The organism is Kaistia sp. UC242_56, assembly GCF_044452255.1.
GTDB classification, from domain to species: domain Bacteria; phylum Pseudomonadota; class Alphaproteobacteria; order Rhizobiales; family Kaistiaceae; genus Kaistia; species Kaistia defluvii_A.
The window spans coordinates 1,297,178-1,311,999 of record NZ_JBIOAN010000002.1; the positions used below are offsets into that span (position 1 = coordinate 1,297,178).

At 65.6% G+C, this 14,822-nt stretch carries 12 protein-coding genes; 9 read left to right on the top strand and 3 right to left on the bottom strand.

Annotation, left to right across the window (positions count from 1 at the left end; all coding sequences use genetic code 11):
* Positions 1 to 301: 301 nt before the first annotated feature.
* From ACHMWQ_RS08785 to ACHMWQ_RS08805, 5 genes are all read left to right on the top strand, one after another.
* Positions 302 to 1,540, top strand: coding sequence for an extracellular solute-binding protein (locus ACHMWQ_RS08785; RefSeq protein ID WP_396307163.1), 1,239 nt, complete (start codon positions 302 to 304; stop codon positions 1,538 to 1,540).
* A gap of 70 nt (positions 1,541 to 1,610) precedes the next feature.
* Positions 1,611 to 2,486 carry a carbohydrate ABC transporter permease gene (locus tag ACHMWQ_RS08790; RefSeq protein ID WP_396309416.1) on the top strand — a complete coding sequence of 292 codons (876 nt, stop codon included), beginning with the start codon at positions 1,611 to 1,613 and terminating at the stop codon, positions 2,484 to 2,486.
* Positions 2,486 to 3,316, top strand: coding sequence for a carbohydrate ABC transporter permease (locus tag ACHMWQ_RS08795; protein WP_396307164.1), 831 nt, complete (start codon positions 2,486 to 2,488; stop codon positions 3,314 to 3,316). Before ACHMWQ_RS08790 ends, ACHMWQ_RS08795 begins: the two co-directional genes overlap by 1 nt.
* A gap of 83 nt (positions 3,317 to 3,399) precedes the next feature.
* Complete coding sequence (locus ACHMWQ_RS08800; RefSeq protein ID WP_354552422.1) at positions 3,400 to 4,182, top strand: SDR family NAD(P)-dependent oxidoreductase; 783 nt, start codon at positions 3,400 to 3,402, stop codon at positions 4,180 to 4,182.
* Positions 4,183 to 4,463: 281 nt separating this feature from the next.
* Positions 4,464 to 5,477, top strand: coding sequence for an aldose epimerase family protein (locus tag ACHMWQ_RS08805; RefSeq protein WP_396307165.1), 1,014 nt, complete (start codon positions 4,464 to 4,466; stop codon positions 5,475 to 5,477).
* 215 nt (positions 5,478 to 5,692) lie between these two features.
* Here ACHMWQ_RS08805 and ACHMWQ_RS08810 read toward each other — a convergent pair whose 3' ends face one another.
* From ACHMWQ_RS08810 to ACHMWQ_RS08820, 3 genes are read right to left on the bottom strand one after another with little or no spacing between them, the layout of a single operon-like run.
* Positions 5,693 to 6,076, bottom strand: coding sequence for a RidA family protein (locus ACHMWQ_RS08810; RefSeq protein ID WP_396307166.1), 384 nt, complete (start codon positions 6,074 to 6,076; stop codon positions 5,693 to 5,695).
* A 14-nt stretch (positions 6,077 to 6,090) separates the two neighbouring features.
* Positions 6,091 to 7,578 carry a M81 family metallopeptidase gene (locus ACHMWQ_RS08815; protein WP_396307167.1) on the bottom strand — a complete coding sequence of 496 codons (1,488 nt, stop codon included), beginning with the start codon at positions 7,576 to 7,578 and terminating at the stop codon, positions 6,091 to 6,093.
* 7 nt (positions 7,579 to 7,585) lie between these two features.
* Complete coding sequence (locus tag ACHMWQ_RS08820) at positions 7,586 to 8,380, bottom strand: IclR family transcriptional regulator (protein WP_354552429.1); 795 nt, start codon at positions 8,378 to 8,380, stop codon at positions 7,586 to 7,588.
* Between the two features lie 262 nt (positions 8,381 to 8,642).
* On the opposite strand from ACHMWQ_RS08820, the gene ACHMWQ_RS08825 reads away from it, so the two are divergent.
* From ACHMWQ_RS08825 to ACHMWQ_RS08840, 4 genes are all read left to right on the top strand, one after another.
* Positions 8,643 to 10,103, top strand: a complete 1,461-nt coding sequence (locus ACHMWQ_RS08825; RefSeq protein ID WP_396307168.1) for a M81 family metallopeptidase — start codon at positions 8,643 to 8,645, stop codon at positions 10,101 to 10,103.
* Positions 10,094 to 11,398: an amino acid aldolase gene (locus ACHMWQ_RS08830; protein WP_396307169.1), complete on the top strand. Its 1,305-nt coding sequence runs from the start codon at positions 10,094 to 10,096 to the stop codon at positions 11,396 to 11,398. The genes ACHMWQ_RS08825 and ACHMWQ_RS08830 overlap by 10 nt, the downstream gene beginning before the upstream one ends.
* Positions 11,399 to 11,656: 258 nt before the next feature.
* Entirely contained in the window at positions 11,657 to 13,171 is a 1,515-nt protein-coding gene (locus ACHMWQ_RS08835) for a M81 family metallopeptidase (RefSeq protein ID WP_396307170.1), read from the top strand.
* Between the two features lie 56 nt (positions 13,172 to 13,227).
* A complete protein-coding gene (locus ACHMWQ_RS08840; RefSeq protein ID WP_396307171.1) occupies positions 13,228 to 14,793 on the top strand; it encodes an ABC transporter substrate-binding protein in 1,566 nt (521 codons plus the stop codon).
* Positions 14,794 to 14,822 lie beyond the last annotated feature (29 nt).

The window sequence follows — 14,822 nt, forward strand, 5'->3', positions numbered from 1 at the left end:
CCCGCAGAGGTGCGATAGTAAGTCTGTCCCCGTGACGGGGAGGCGTACCGCTCGGTTCTGTCGAGCGAAGAAGAGGAGACGGCGTTTGCAAGACAAGCCGGGTTTCCGGCCTGTCGACCGTTCGTGATCAGGGACTTTTCACGACGTAGTCATCCTGCGAGGATGATACTCCATTCTGCCCGGACGGCTGCGCGGGGAACCAAAACAATAGCGCGGACCGTCAGAAGCAGAATTCAAGGATACATCGGCCACTATCTCGATCGATCAACATTCACTTCGTGAATACGACAGGATCAGCTCAATGTACCAAACCAAAAAAAGCAGGGTTCTCGGTTTGCTGGCTGGCGCCGCCGCCATACTTGCAACCTCGTCCATGGCGCAGGCCGAGACGGTGCGCGTCGTGCTCGGCTATTACAGCGCCGCGACGCAGGAACTGTTCGAAGGCATGGCCAAGGACTTCATGGCCAAGCATCCCGGCGACGAGGTCAAGATCGAAGTCATCCAGTGGGATAACCTCCAGCAGCGCCTGACCACCGACATCGCCGGCGGCACCGAGCCGGACATCGCCATGATCGGCACGCGCTGGCTGGTCGACTACGTCAAGAACGACATCGCCGAGCCGCTCGACGGCTACATGACGCCGGAATTCAAGGGCGGCTTCATCGAGTCGTTCCTGTCGCCCTCGACCTTCGACGGCAAGATGTACGGCCTGCCGGTCGCGGCTTCCGCCCGCGCCATGTATTACAACAAGGACCTGCTGGCCAAGGCCGGCGTCAACGAGCCGCCGACCAATTGGGACGGCGTCGTCGACACCGCGAAGAAGATCAAGGCGCTCGGCACCGATGCCTATGGTTTCGCGCTGCAGGGCAAGGAAATCGAGACCGACGCCTACTGGTACTATTCGCTCTGGACGCATGGCGGCGACCTGATCAAGGACGGCAAGTCCGGCGTCGCCAGCCCCGAGGCGATCAAGGCGCTGACGCTCTACAAGTCGATGATCGACGAGGGCCTGACCGAGCCCGATCCGAGCGGCCTCAACCGCCAGGACATCGAGCGCCTGTTCAAGCAGGGCCGGATCGGCATGATCCTGACCGGCCCATGGCTGCGCGGCCAGATCAAGACCGACGCCCCGACGCTCAACTACGCCCTGTCGCCGATCCCCGAGGGCACCACCAAGGCAACCTATGGCGTCACCGACACGCTGATGGTCTTCAAGTCGAGCAAGAACAAGGAACTCGCCATGAAGTTCCTGACCGAGACGGCGTTCAGCCCGAAATGGCGCATCGAGTTCTCGACCAAGGAAGGCTTCCTGCCGGTCATGAAGGAAGAGGCCGCCGCGCCCGTCTTCGCCAACGACCCGCAGCTCAAGGCCTTCACCGACATGCTGCCCTATGCCCGCTTCGCGCCGCCGGTCCCGAACTGGGAGCAGATGGTCGATGCCGTGATCGCCGCTGTTCAGAAGGTCTATATCGGACAGGCCCAGCCTGAAGCCGCCCTGAAGGAAGCCGCGGCGACGATCGATGGCCTTATCCAGCAGTAAGGCCGGTTCGGCACCGGAAGCTGGCGTCGGACGCGCGATGAATCGCGCCAAGACGCCGGCCAACGGCAAGATAGGGCGCGCCAGCGCGCCCTATCTTCTCATCCTCCCCTCCATCCTGTTCGCCTTCTGGATCATCGGCTATCCGATCTACGACATGGCCAACATGTCGGTTCATGCGGTGAACCGGTTCGGCAAGACGGCGGCCTTCAACGATTTCGCCAATTACCAGCGCCTGTTCTCCCACCAGCTGTTCATCGGCTGCCTGATCCGCACGCTCGTCTGGACGGTGTTCGTCGTCGGCGGCACGGTGCTGCTCTCGGTGCCGATTGCGCTGATCCTCAACGAGAAATTCTTCGGCCGGACGCTGGCGCGCATCATCATCATGCTGCCCTGGGCGGTGTCGCTGACCATGACCGGCATCGTATGGCGCTGGTCGCTGAACGGTCAGTTCGGCATGGTCAATGCGACGCTGGCGAATTTCGGCCTGCAGGATACGCCGGTCGAATGGCTGGCGACCTCGGCGACGGCCTTCCCGATCCTGATCGCCATCGGCATCCTCGTCTCGATTCCGTTCACGGTGACGGTCATCCTCGGCGGCCTCTCCTCGCTGCAGGCTGACGTCTTCGAGGCGGCCAGGATCGACGGCGCCACGGCCTGGCAGCGCTTCCGCTATCTGACGTTGCCGTTGATCCGGCCCTTCCTCAACATCGTGCTGGTGCTCAACTTCATCTACGTCTTCAACTCCTTCCCGCTGATCTGGGTGATGACGCAGGGCGATCCCGCCAACAGCACCGACATCCTGGTGACCTGGCTCTACAAACTCGCCTTCCGCTATGGCGAACTGGGCATCGCCTCGGCGCTGTCGATCGTGATGTTCGTCATCCTGCTGGCGCTGACGATCACCTATGCGGCGCTTGCCATGCGCAACGAGCGGAGCACGGCCTGATGGAACATCCGGTTCGCAAATCCCTGCTGATGTGGCTGCTGATGTCGCCGCTGGTGATCCTGATCCTCTTCCCCTTCGCCGTCATGGTTTCGACGGCGGTGAAGCCAAGGGTCGAGGTGCTGATGTATCCGCCAAGCTGGTTCCCGTCGGAAATCCGGCTGCAGAACTTCGTCGACATGTGGCATGCGACGCGGCTCGGCCCGGCGGTGATGAACAGCCTGGTCGTCAGCATCGCCGCCACGGCGCTCTGCCTGCTGGTCGCCATTCCCGCCGCCTATGCGGCGGCGCGGATGGAGTTCACAGGCCGCAAGCTGTTCCGCCAGTTCCTGCTGGTCACCCAGATGCTGTCGCCGATCGTGCTGGTGCTTGGCATCTTCCGCCTGATGGCGAAGATGGGTTTCGTCGACCAGCTGCCGGCGCTGGTGCTCGCCTATGTCGCCTTCAACCTCGCCTTCTCTGTCTGGATGCTGCAGGCCTATTTCCAGACGATTCCGAAGGAGCTGGAGGAGGCGGCGACGCTGGACGGCGCATCGACGTTGCAGAGGATGCGGCTGATCTTCCTGCCGCTGGCGGCGCCCGCCATCGGCATCACCGCCGTCTTCATCTTCATCTATTGCTGGAACGAGTTCGTGCTGGCGATGACGCTACTGCGCTCGCCGGAAAAGAGCACGCTGACGCTGCAGACCTTCTCGCTGGTCGGCGGCCGCTATCAGGTCGAGTGGGACCATGTGATGGCGGCGACGCTGGTCGCCAGCGTGCCTGTGGCGGCGATCTTCGCCCTGCTGCAGCGCTCGCTCGTCAGCGGGCTCACGGTCGGCGCCGTGAAGTGACGTTTCGACAACGGTTGTGAACGCGCGGCGGGCCTCGGCCCGCCGCTTCCCCCCGCGACGCCAGAAGAAAATCGGAGACCGAGATGGGACTGAAAGATTGGTTCGGGCTGGAGGGCAAGCGCGCGCTCGTCACCGGTGCAAGTCGCGGCCTGGGGCGCGAAATGGCACTGGCGCTGGCGGAAGCGGGCGCCGACATCATCATCACCGGCCGCACGCAGGAAACGCTCGACGCCACCGTGGCCGAGATCCGCGCGCTCGGCCGACAGGCCTGGGGCGTGATGGCCGACATGGCCGAGGCGGTTCAGTGCGAGGCGGCCTGCAAGACCATCCTCAAGGAATACGGCCCCGTCGATATCCTGATCAACAATGTCGGCAACCGCATCGCCAGCATGCCGATCGTCGAGGAGACGCTGGAGACCTGGCAGCAATCGCTCGACATGAACCTGACCAGTTGCTTCCTCGGCACCAAGATTTTTGGCGCCGCGATGCTGGAGCGCGGGCAGGGCGGCCGCATCATCAACATCGCCTCGATGAGCGGCCTGATCGCCAATCGTGGCATTGGCGGGCGTGATTACGAGACCGGCAAGGCGGCGGTGATCCATTTCACCCGTTGCGCCGCCGCCGACTGGGCGCCGCATGGGGTCACCGTCAATGCGATCTGCCCCGGCCTGTTCATGACCGACACCAACCGCAGCTGGAACGAGCGTCGGCCGGACGTGATCGACGCCATCGTCGCCCATATCCCGATGGGCCGCCCGGGCAACCCGCCGGAGATCGCCCCGCTCGCCGTATACCTTGCCAGCCCCGCCGCTTCCTATGTGACAGGCGCCGCCTATGTCATCGATGGCGGCTATACGCTCTGGTAGGATCAAGGTCTCTTTGCGGAGGTGAGCGGTTGCCCGACCTCCAGGACATCCATGCAAATCGCGTGCATGGAAAGGCTCGTCGCCCCGGCGAAGGCCGGGGCCCATAAACACCGGCCCAGCAACCAGCGGCCAGCCGTCTCTCCGCAGGCCGGTGTGTCTGGATCCCGGCCTTCGCCGGGATGACGCTCGCGCGACGCGGGGGCTTGGCGTTACAACGGTGTAACGAGAAGGTCTCCCTCAGGGAGCGGTGAAGCAGGCGCCGACAGCGCCCAGGAGGCATCGTGTCGATCCATTTCTTCGGTCGCTTGCCGGACGGCACGGCCATTTCCGAGATCCGGCTGGCCAATGCCAGCGGCGCCTCGGTCTCGATCCTGACCTTTGGCGCGGCGCTGCGCGACCTGGTCGTGCCGGTGATGGGCGGTGAACCGCGCCGCGTCGTGCTCGGCTTCCAGGAACTGGAAGGCTATCTGCAGAACAACCGCTTTCTGGGCGTCACGGCTGGACGGCATGCCAGCCGGATCGGCGATGGCCACCTCGCGATCGACGGCAAGGAATATCAGCTGTCGCTGAACGAAGGCGGCGTGCATCTGCATGGCGGCGTCACCGGCTTCTCGCGCAAGCCTTGGCAGATCCTCGACTCGGACGAGGAATCGGTGACGCTCGGCCTGATCTCGCCGGATGGCGACGACGGCTATCCCGGCACGCTCGACGTTCGCTGCACCTATCGGCTGCTGCCGCCCGGCACCATCCACATCACGATGACGGCGACGACCGATGCGCCGACCATCGTCAGCCTGGCGCATCACTCCTATTTCTCGCTGCTGCCCGGTGCCACCAGCCGCGAGCACAAGCTGCAATTCGCCGCTTCCGGCTACACGCCGTTCAGCCCGGAACTGGTGCCGAGCGGCGAGATCGCCAGCGTCACCGGCACGCCCTACGATTTCCGGACCCCGCGTCCGGTTTCCGATCCGGCCGGCGACCCTGACTTCGACTATGATTGCTGTCTGGTGCTCGACCGCAGTGGTGACGGCCTGCTGCGCGCGGCGCGGCTGGAGGCGCCGGACGGTTCGCTGGCCATGGAAGTGCACACCACTGAGCCGTGCCTTGTCTTCTATGACGGGGCGGGGCTGGCACCCGATTTCGCCGGCCTCGACGGCGTGCCCTATCAGGCGCATGCCGGGCTCTGCCTGGAGCCGATGCGCTTCCCCGACAGCCCCAACCAGCCGACTTTCCCCTCGGCCATCCTCCGTCCCGGCGAGATCTACCGGCAAGAGACGGAATATCGGTTCGGGTGACGGTTTGCCGCCCGTGCCGAGGCTGGTGCGATGGGAATGCAGTTTCTTCACCTCTCCCTGAGGGAGAGGTCGGAGCGAAGCTCCGGGTGAGGGTTTAGGGAACTATCCGGCGAGGCCGTAAACCCTCACCCGCCGCACTGAGTGCGTCGACCTCTCCCTCAGGGAGAGGTGAGGACCGAGGCACGCCGCCCTTGTGTCCTGCGGCCTTGAGACAATCAGACCTTTGGCTTGGCGATGGCGATGCACTCGACTTCGTAGCGCAGGGCCGCGCCGAGGCAGTTGGTGATCGTCGTGCGGGCCGGGAACGGCTCGCCGAAATATTCGCGGTAGAGCTTGTTGAACAGCGGGATATCGGCTGGATCCTGCACGTAGTTGCGGGTCTGCAGCACATGCTGGAAGTCGCTGCCGGCCGTCTCCAGCACCTTGCGCATGTTCTCCATCGAGCGGCGCATTTCGCCCTCGAAATCCTCGGAAATGATCTTGCCGGTGGCATCGACCGAAGCCTGGCCGGAGACGAAGATCAGATCGCCGAACTTGGTCGACGGGCTGAAGGGCAGGTGCGAACGCGGGGTGTCCGGCTCGCTCGGATATTCGATCATGGTATCTCCAGGTTTCAGCTGATCGGGAACACCGGCTGGCGCAGCCGGCGATAGGGAAGCGAGGTCAGCACGCTGGTGCAGGGGCCCGGCGTCGCCACCGTGTAACTCTTGACCGTGATCGGGTCATAGGCGCGGCGGTGCGCGACGGCTGCCTTGACGCCGATCGCCGTCAGCGTCTCCGGCACGATGCCCTGCGAGCGGAACTGGCCGAGATCGAAGGGTGGCGTCTTGCGACTGTTGACCAGGATTTTCACGCCTGCCACTTCCAGCACGACCGAGGCGCCCATGCTGATATGGACGCCCTGCATCGCGGCGAGATGGCTGTTGCGGTCCTCCAACGTGAACTCGCCATCGCTGCGGCTGAGGAAGGTCGCGTTGATCTCGAGCGGCCCGGCGCCGAGTTTGCTGCCCTTGCCGCCGAGGCGGATCGTTCGGACATCGCCAGGCCTGGCGTCCGCGAACGCCTTCACGGTGTCGGCGTCGGCAACGGCGACGGCGGCGTTGCGGATGCCGTGGCGCAGGAAGCCGCGCAGGATCGCCGTGTCGTCGCCGGGCGCGCCGCCGCCGATATTGTCGGCCGGCTCGACCACGATATAGGGGCCGCCTGCCAGCGTCTTGATCTCGGCAAGCGCCGTGTCGAGGTCCCATTCCGTCGGCTGGCCCAACTCGCGCAATTCGATTGCCAGTGCTTCCAGCCGGTCAAGTGCGGCTTTCGCCCGCTCGGCGCTGCCGGTAGTGACTAGCGAGAAGGCGACGCCGGCGTCCGGGACGTCGGAAAAGGAATAACCGGCGATGACGTTGACGGCCCATATCTCGGCATCCTCTGCCTCGATCTGGCGGGCGAGGGCTTCGAGGTCGCGCATCGGCCGGTCGGCCGTTCCGGTGCCGGGCGGCGCCCACAGGATCGCGGCGTTGTGGGCATGCATGACCGGCGCAGCCCTTTCGCGAAGGGCGCGCGCCAGCAACCGGGCCGAACGGACCGCGGATTCGCGCGCGTCGGTATGCGGGTTCTCGCGGTAGGCGACGAGGCCGTTGGCATGCTGGGCCATGGCGGCGGTGAAAGTGGCGTGCAGGTCGAAGACGCCATAGAGCGGCAGCGCCCCAGCGCCGGGAATCGCGCGGATGCGGGCGAGCAGTTCGCCCTCCGGATCGACGCAGTCCGTCGTCACCATGGCGCCGTGCAGCGCCAGCCAGATACCGTCGAGCCCGCCATGCTCCAGCGCGTCGCGAAGGCCCGCTTCCAGTTCCGCCCAGAACTGCTCGAACACGGCGTTATCTGTCGTGCCGGAAGGAAGCGCGGAATATTCGACGACCGGGACCACGTCCCAGCCCTCGGCCTCGGCGACTTCGAGGAAGCCGTCAACGGTGGAGCCGTCGCCCCGGCGCGCCGGCAATTCCGCGCCGCGCAGGATGGCGTAATCGGCAAGCCCGGTGATCTCGTCCACGAAAGTATGGGTCTCGTGATAGAGCCCGGCCAGCAGGATGCGAGCGCGTGGGTTCATGGGAAGGCTACCGGTTGCGGGACATGTTCGCCGTGATTTCGGCGAGAGTGGCGACGAGAAGCCGGCCGAGCTTTTCGATGGCGTCGGGCTCGAAGCGGGCCGACGGGCCGGCGATGGAGACGGCGGCGATGGCCTCGCCGCCGGGCGCGAAGATCGGCGCGGCGACACAGGCGCCGCCGATTTCGTTTTCCTCGAATTCGGTGGTCCAGCCCACGGTGCGGCAGCGCTCCAGCACGGCTTCCAGCGCTTCGGGGTCGGTGATGGTGCGGTCGGTCGCGGCCGGCAGAGAGCCGAGATTGTAGATGATCCGCCGGAAGGATAGGGGCTGGTAGGCGAGCAGCGCGCGGCCGCAGGCAGTCGAATGATAGGCGGCGCGGGTGCCGGAATAGGACGAGACGCGCAGCGTCTGGCTGCCTTCGAGGCTTTCGACGATCACCGCGTCGGTCGGGCCGGGCAGGGCCAGGTTCACGGTCTCGCGCGTTTCGGCGCAGAGCCGAACCAGATAGGGTTGCGCCAGCGCCGCGATGTCCAGCCGGCGCTCGACCGCCTTGCCATAGACCAGATGCTGCAGGCTGAGCCGGTAGGCGCCGCCCTTGATGTCGCGCTCGGCGAGGCCGACATCGACGAGCGCCGTGACGAGATTGAACGCCGTGGTCTTGGCAAGTCCGGTGCGGGCGGCCAGGTCGCGCAGCGTGACGAAATCGCCGCTCGCCATGGCGTCGAGCAGCGCCTTGGCGCGGGCGACCGACTGGATGCGCGCGGCCACAGCGGCGCCGCTGGGCTCGTTTTCTGGCTTCGACATGCGGGTTCCGACCGTTGCTATCGCGACTATCCGGACATCATTCCATATCATAGAACGAAATGGCGATGTTCGCCCGGATATTAAGACATCAACTCCGAGGTGTGCGCAAGACGAACCTCTGGTTTCGATAGAGGATCGTCGATAGGCTTGTTGACAGGCGCCGCTTCCTGCCGCTTAAATTTCAGCAAGCAGCCAAAGCGTTGTTCCATGATGTAGAATAATTGATGTCGTGCCCTTCCGGCATGGCGAGCAGGGGTCGGCAATGCGGGTCTTCGTGGCGTCTCTGGCAACCGAGACGAATACTTTCTCGCCGCTCTTCGTCGATCGAAGCGCGTTCGAGGGCGCCTTCTATTGTCCGCCCGGCACCCATCCCGAGACGCCAACGCTCTGTTCCGGCCCGATGGTGGCCGCGCGCCGCCGCGCCCGCACGGATGGCTTCACGCTTTTCGAAGGTACGGCGACCTGGGCCGAGCCGGCCGGGCTCGTCTCGCGCGCAGCCTATGAAAGCCTGCGCGACGAGATCCTCGACCAGCTGCGCGCGGCAATGCCGGTCGATGTCGTGCTGTTCGGCCTGCATGGGGCGATGGTGGCGCGCGGCTATGACGATTGCGAGGGGGATTTGCTGGCGCATGCCCGCGCTATCGCCGGGCCGGAGGCGATCGTCGGCGCCGAACTCGACATGCATTGCCACCTGACCGACCAGATGGTCGAGGCGGCGGATGTCATCACCGCCTTCAAGGAATTCCCGCATACCGATTTCCTCGAGCGGGCCGAGGATCTGGTCGATCTTTGCCTGCGCGCAGCGAGGCGCGAGATCGCGCCGGTCAGCGCCGTCTTCGATTGCCGCGCCATCACCGGCTTCATGACCAGCCGCGAGCCCGGTCGCAGCTTCGTCGATCGCATGCTGGCGCTGGAAGGGCAGGATGCCATCCTGTCGATCTCGGTCGCGCATGGCTTCCAGGCCGCGGATGTCCATGACGTCGGCACCAAAGTGCTGGTGATCGCCGATGGCGCCGCCAACCACGGGAAGGCGGCGGCGCTTGCCGAGCGCCTCGGCCGCGAGATCCTGAGCTGGGGCGCGGGCGGCGGGCCCTATCACTTCAAGCCGGAAGAGGCGATCGTCCAGGCGCTGGCAGAACTAGGCCAGCCGGTCGTTCTCGCCGATCGCTGGGACAATCCCGGCGGCGGCGTGGCCGGCGATTCCACCGTCATGGTCGAGGCGCTGCTGCGCCATCCCGAAATTCCCGCCGCCATCGGCGCGCTCTGGGATCCGGTCGCCGTCAGCTTCTGCCGGGCGGCCGGGATTGGCGCCGAGATCGATCTGCGCTTTGGCGGCAAGGCGGCTCCGACCTCCGGCAAGCCGATCGATGCGCGCGTGGTCGTGCGCGGCGTCACGGACGATCTGCTGGTGCCGTTCGAGCAGAGCTGGGTTTCGCTCGGCCCGGCGGCGGCCGTGACGATCGGCAATCTCGATGTCGTGTTGGCGTCGACCCGCGCCCAGACCTTCAGCCCGCCCGTCTTCACCGATCTCGGCGTCGATCTCGCCGCCAAGAAGATCGTCGTGGTGAAGTCGTCCAACCATTTCCACGCCGCCTTCGCGCAGATCGCCCACAAGGTGCACTACCTCGATACGGGCGGTCCCTATCCGAGCGACACGGCGAAGATTCCCTACACCCGGGCGCGTCGCCCGCTTTCACCGCTGGACCCCAATCCATGGCTCTGATCCCCCGCCTCGACATCGCTTCGCTCGATGCGCTCGAACTCGATCCCTCGACCAAGGGGCTCCCTTACGACGCGCCAAGCCTCACCGTCGGCGATGTCGCGGCGCAGGGCTGGAGCCTGCTCGCCGGCGACCTGCCGCTGCCGGTCGCCGTCATCCGTCAGGAGGTTCTGGCCGCCAACAGCGCCTGGATGAGCGCCTTCACGGCAGAGAACGATTTGGTCATCGCGCCGCATGGCAAGACGACGATGTCGCCGCATCTGTTCGACCTGCAGATCGCGGACGGCGCCTGGGCGATCACCGCTGCGACGCTGCAGCAGGTCGGCGTCTGCCTGCGCTTCGGCGTCAGGCGCGTGCTGCTCGCCAACCAGCCGGTCGGCACCCAGGCGATCGATGCCTGCTTCCGCGCGCTGCACACCGAGGGTGGCTTCGAGCTCTATTGCCTCGCCGACAATCCCGACGGCGTCGCCATGCTGATCGAGGGCGCGCGCCGCAATCCGCCGCCCAAGGACAATCCGCTGCGCATTCTCGTCGAGATGGGCTTTCCTGGCGGGCGCACCGGTGTTCGTACCCGCGAGGGCGCCATCGAGCTGGCGCGTGCGATCGCGGCGGCGCCGGGGCTGGAGCTCGCCGGCTTCGAATGCTTCGAGGGCATGCTGCCGACGCCGGAAACGGCCGATGGCCTGATCGACGATGTCGCGTCGATGGCGTTGATGGCGATGGAGGAGGGGCTGTTCGCCACCGCCGCGCCGATCGTCATCAGCGCCGGCGGCTCGGCCTTCTTCGACCGCGTCGTCGAGCGCTTCAACCAGGTCTCGTTTCCGCATCCGGTGCTGCGCGTGCTGCGGTCCGGCTGCTACCTGACGCATGATTCCATCGCCTATGCGGCGGCGTTCCAGCGCATCGTCAGCGAGACCTCGCTGAAGCTTCCCGAAGGCGGACTCGAGCCGGCGCTGGAGGTCTGGGCGATGGTGCAGTCTCGTCCCGAGACGGGCCGCACCATGCTCACCATGGGCAAGCGCGACGTCAGCCACGATGCCGGCCTGCCGGTGCCGCTGTGCTGGTATCGGCCGGATGGCAGCATGACCGCCCCGGCCGCGATGCCGGCCGGCCATGAGGTGGTCGCGCTCAACGACCAGCATTGCCACCTCGTCACGCCCGAGGACAGCCCGCTCCGGACCGGCGACATGGTCGGCTTCGGCATCAGCCATCCCTGCACCACCTTCGACAAGTGGTCGCTGCTCTACCGCGTCGACGAGGATTACCGCGTCACCGGCGCGCTGAAGACGTTCTTCTGAACGGGGCGCCGGGCGGTCCCCCGTGCAAATGCACGAATTTGTTGCAGTGCCGCGTTGTTTCGCCCAGTGAAACGTCGCGGGATTGACACGAAACGGACCGCTACCTAGCCTGAATATCAATAAGGCTTCGATATAGATCGGGCAAATCCAGAGCCCGCTCTGGCCCAATACAGCGCGTGTCTTGGCCGCTCCGATGGCCAATCAGACGCCCGGTCAATCTATTCGTGCGGGGGCCAAAAGTAATTCTCATGGAGATTGATGTTGCGTATCGCCGTCATCCACATCTCGCAGGAAACCAACGACTTCAATCCGGTGCCGACGACGCTCGACGACTATGCGGGCTTCGGCATCTATGAAGGCCAGGAGATCTTCGAGAAGCTGCGCGGCTTCGGTCAGGTCGGCGGCCACCTCCAGGTGATGGAGGAATCCGGTCTCGAGATCGAGCTGATCCCGATCATTCGCGGCTATGCCTCGGCGGGCGGCCGACTGTCGGCGGACACCTTCCAATTCTTCCAGGACAAGATCCGCGCCGGCCTGCTGGCGGCGGGCAAGATCGACGGGCTGGAACTGCAGCTGCACGGCGCCTGCTCGGCCGACGGAATCGACGATGTCGAGGGCGAGCAGATCGCGCTTTGCCGCGAGATCCTCGGCCCGGACGTGCCGATCGTGCTCGGTCTCGATCACCATGCCAATGTCACGCAGAAGATCATCGACAATGCGACCGCCATCGTCGGCCACCGCACCCAGCCGCACGATGTCTATGACACGGGCGTCCTCGGCGCCAAGCTGTTGCTGCGCATCCTGACCGAGGGGCTGAAGCCGACGATCGCCTGGCGCAAGATCCCGCTCGTCTCGCATCAGGAGCAGTTCCTGACCTCGCAGGGACCGATGAAGGTCTGGTTCGACGCGGCCCGTGCCGTCGAGGCCGATCCGCGCGTGCTGCAGGCGTCGAACTATCCGATGCAGCCCTGGCTCGACGTCGCCGAGGGCGGCTGGGCCACCATCGTTGTCACCGACAACGACCAGGCTTTGGCGGAAAAGCTCGCCGACGAGTTGGCCGATCTCTGCTGGTCGCTGCGCGACGACTTCCAGATCCGCGAGTCGGTCTCGGTCGATGATGCGGTTCGTCAGGCGGACGCCGCTCCAGGTCTGGCGATCCTCAGCGATACCGGCGACACGGTGTTTGGCGGCGCGGCGGGCGACAGCAACCTGCTGCTCGAAGCCATGCTGCGCCTGGGTATCGGCAAGCGCGCGCTGGTGCCGCTGATCTCGCCCGTGGCGGCGGCCAGGCTGGTCGCGGCCGGGGAAGGGGCGACGGTGACGCTGCCGCTCGGCGGCGACGCGGCAACGGAATTCTTCACCCCGCTCGAAGTCACGGGCACGGTTCGCACGGTCGGCGGTGGCCTGTTGAAGATCGAGGGCTACAACCACCAGAGCGAGGTCGATCTCGGACCGTCCGTCATCTTCGATGTCGGTCCGGTCACGCTGATGATCACGACGCTGCGCGCCGTCGCCGGAAACGTGCCGGGCGTCTACCGGGCCATGGGCGTCGAGCCGACTGATTACGGCATCGCCGTGCTGAAGACGGCGTCGAACTTCCAGTATTTCGCGCCGATCGCGTCCACCGTCATCCGCGCCGATACGCGCGGTCCCGGCCAGTCGGACGTGTTCACGCTGCCCTGGAAGCGGATTCCGCGCCCGATCTATCCGATCGAGACGTTTGACGACTGGCGTGCGCACTCGTCTCAGCCCGGCCAGCGCGTCGACGCCTGACCGTCCCATCCTGTCGGCCATGGCCGACCCCATGCACTCGAACGGGGGCCTACATCATGAAGACCCAATTCCTTCGGACACTCAGGCGGCTGGGCTTCCTGTTCCTCGCCGCGACCGCGTCTGTCGTCGTCGGCAGCGCCGGCTGGATCGCGCCGGTGCATGCCGAGGAACAGGCGCTGAAGGGCGGCACGCTGCGCGTGGCGCTGCTCGGCGACATGACCAATTTCGACCCGCAGCAGTTCTCGACGGTGAACTTCCACCTGATCAAGAACCTCTATGACAGCCTGATCGAATATACGGCCGAGGGCGAGCCGGTGCCGAGCCTGGCGACCGCCTGGGCGATCGCGCCGGACAACCAGTCCGTGACGGTCACCCTGCGCGACGACGTCACCTTCCGTAGCGGCGCCAAGCTCACCTCCGCCGATGTGGCGGCGACGCTGGCCAAGGCGGCCGATCCCGAGCGCGGGAAGAACGTCTACGCCACCATGTCGATCGTCAAGGATTGGATGACGCCGGACGAGAAGACCGTCACGATCAACTTCAAGAGCCCGGCTCCGCAGCGCCAGATCACCGATCTCCTGCAGTTCCTGATCCCGATCGAGGCGGCCGGCATCGCCACGGTCGAGACCGTGCCGGCCGGTACCGGCGCCTATCTGCTGGATAGCCGCGCCGTCGGCCAGGGCCTGACGCTGAAGGCCAATCCAAATTACTGGCGCAAGGGCCAGCCGATCGCCGAGAAGATCGAGTTCACCATTTTCAGCGAGGACGCCTCGGCCAGCGCGGCGCTCGAATCCGACGCCGTCGACATCGTCTATGGCGGCACCTCGCGCAGCGCCGTGCGCCTGCAGGATGCCAGCTACCAGGTGCTGCGCGGCCCCGGTCCGCTGGTGCAGGTCTTCCGCATCAACTCGACCCGCCCGCCCTTCACCAACGCCAAATTCCGTCAGGCCTTCAACTATCTGATGGACCGCGAAGGCATGCTGCGCGTCGGCTATGCCGGTCTGGGCGAGGTCGTGGCGCTGCCCTGGGCGCCGGCGAGCCCCGCCTTCGACGCGGCCTATACGGACGAATTCGCCTATAATCTCGACAAGGCCAAGGCGTTGCTCGCGGAGTCCGGCCTGACGCCGGCAGAGATGAGCAACTGGAAGATGCTGGTCTGGGGCAGCGACGAGCCGACCGTCGTCATCAGCCAGATCCTGCAAAGCGCGCTGGCCGAAGCCGGCATCAACATCGAGCTCGATGTCCGCCAGGGCGCGGAATATACCGAGGCGCTGCTCGCCGGCAATTTCGACGCTACCTTCGGCGCGGTCGGCAACGTGCAGAAATTCCCCTCCCGCGTCGCCACCAACAGCATCTACCGCGTCGTCAAGAACCCGGTGCTGAAGGACCCGCATCCCCATCCCGATTATGTCGCCGCCATCGAGCGGGTGAATACGACGTCCGGTCCGGATGCCGATGTGAAGGCGGCTTACGACAATCTCAATCGCGTGCTGGTCACGGACGCCTTCGCGATCCCGACCAACTCCTACGACACCGGCCTGATTGTCGCCTCGCCGAAGCTCGGCGGCTTGGCGCTCGATATCGACAATCTGTTCGTCGCCCGCACGGTGGGCTTCCAGTGATGGTGACGGGCACTGCTTCTCTCGCCGGA

What these genes read in the sequence shown, in the direction of transcription:
- ACHMWQ_RS08840 (WP_396307171.1), top strand. Translation starts at nt 13,228, where the DNA reads ATGAAGACCCAATTCCTTCGGACACTCAGGCGGCTGGGCTTCCTGTTC.
- ACHMWQ_RS08800 (WP_354552422.1), top strand. Translation starts at nt 3,400, where the DNA reads ATGGGACTGAAAGATTGGTTCGGGCTGGAGGGCAAGCGCGCGCTCGTC.
- ACHMWQ_RS08830 (WP_396307169.1), top strand. Translation starts at nt 10,094, where the DNA reads ATGGCTCTGATCCCCCGCCTCGACATCGCTTCGCTCGATGCGCTCGAA.
- ACHMWQ_RS08835 (WP_396307170.1), top strand. Translation starts at nt 11,657, where the DNA reads ATGTTGCGTATCGCCGTCATCCACATCTCGCAGGAAACCAACGACTTC.
- ACHMWQ_RS08785 (WP_396307163.1), top strand. Translation starts at nt 302, where the DNA reads ATGTACCAAACCAAAAAAAGCAGGGTTCTCGGTTTGCTGGCTGGCGCC.
- ACHMWQ_RS08815 (WP_396307167.1), bottom strand. Translation starts at nt 7,578, where the DNA reads ATGAACCCACGCGCTCGCATCCTGCTGGCCGGGCTCTATCACGAGACC.
- ACHMWQ_RS08825 (WP_396307168.1), top strand. Translation starts at nt 8,643, where the DNA reads ATGCGGGTCTTCGTGGCGTCTCTGGCAACCGAGACGAATACTTTCTCG.
- ACHMWQ_RS08820 (WP_354552429.1), bottom strand. Translation starts at nt 8,380, where the DNA reads ATGTCGAAGCCAGAAAACGAGCCCAGCGGCGCCGCTGTGGCCGCGCGC.
- ACHMWQ_RS08795 (WP_396307164.1), top strand. Translation starts at nt 2,486, where the DNA reads ATGGAACATCCGGTTCGCAAATCCCTGCTGATGTGGCTGCTGATGTCG.
- ACHMWQ_RS08810 (WP_396307166.1), bottom strand. Translation starts at nt 6,076, where the DNA reads ATGATCGAATATCCGAGCGAGCCGGACACCCCGCGTTCGCACCTGCCC.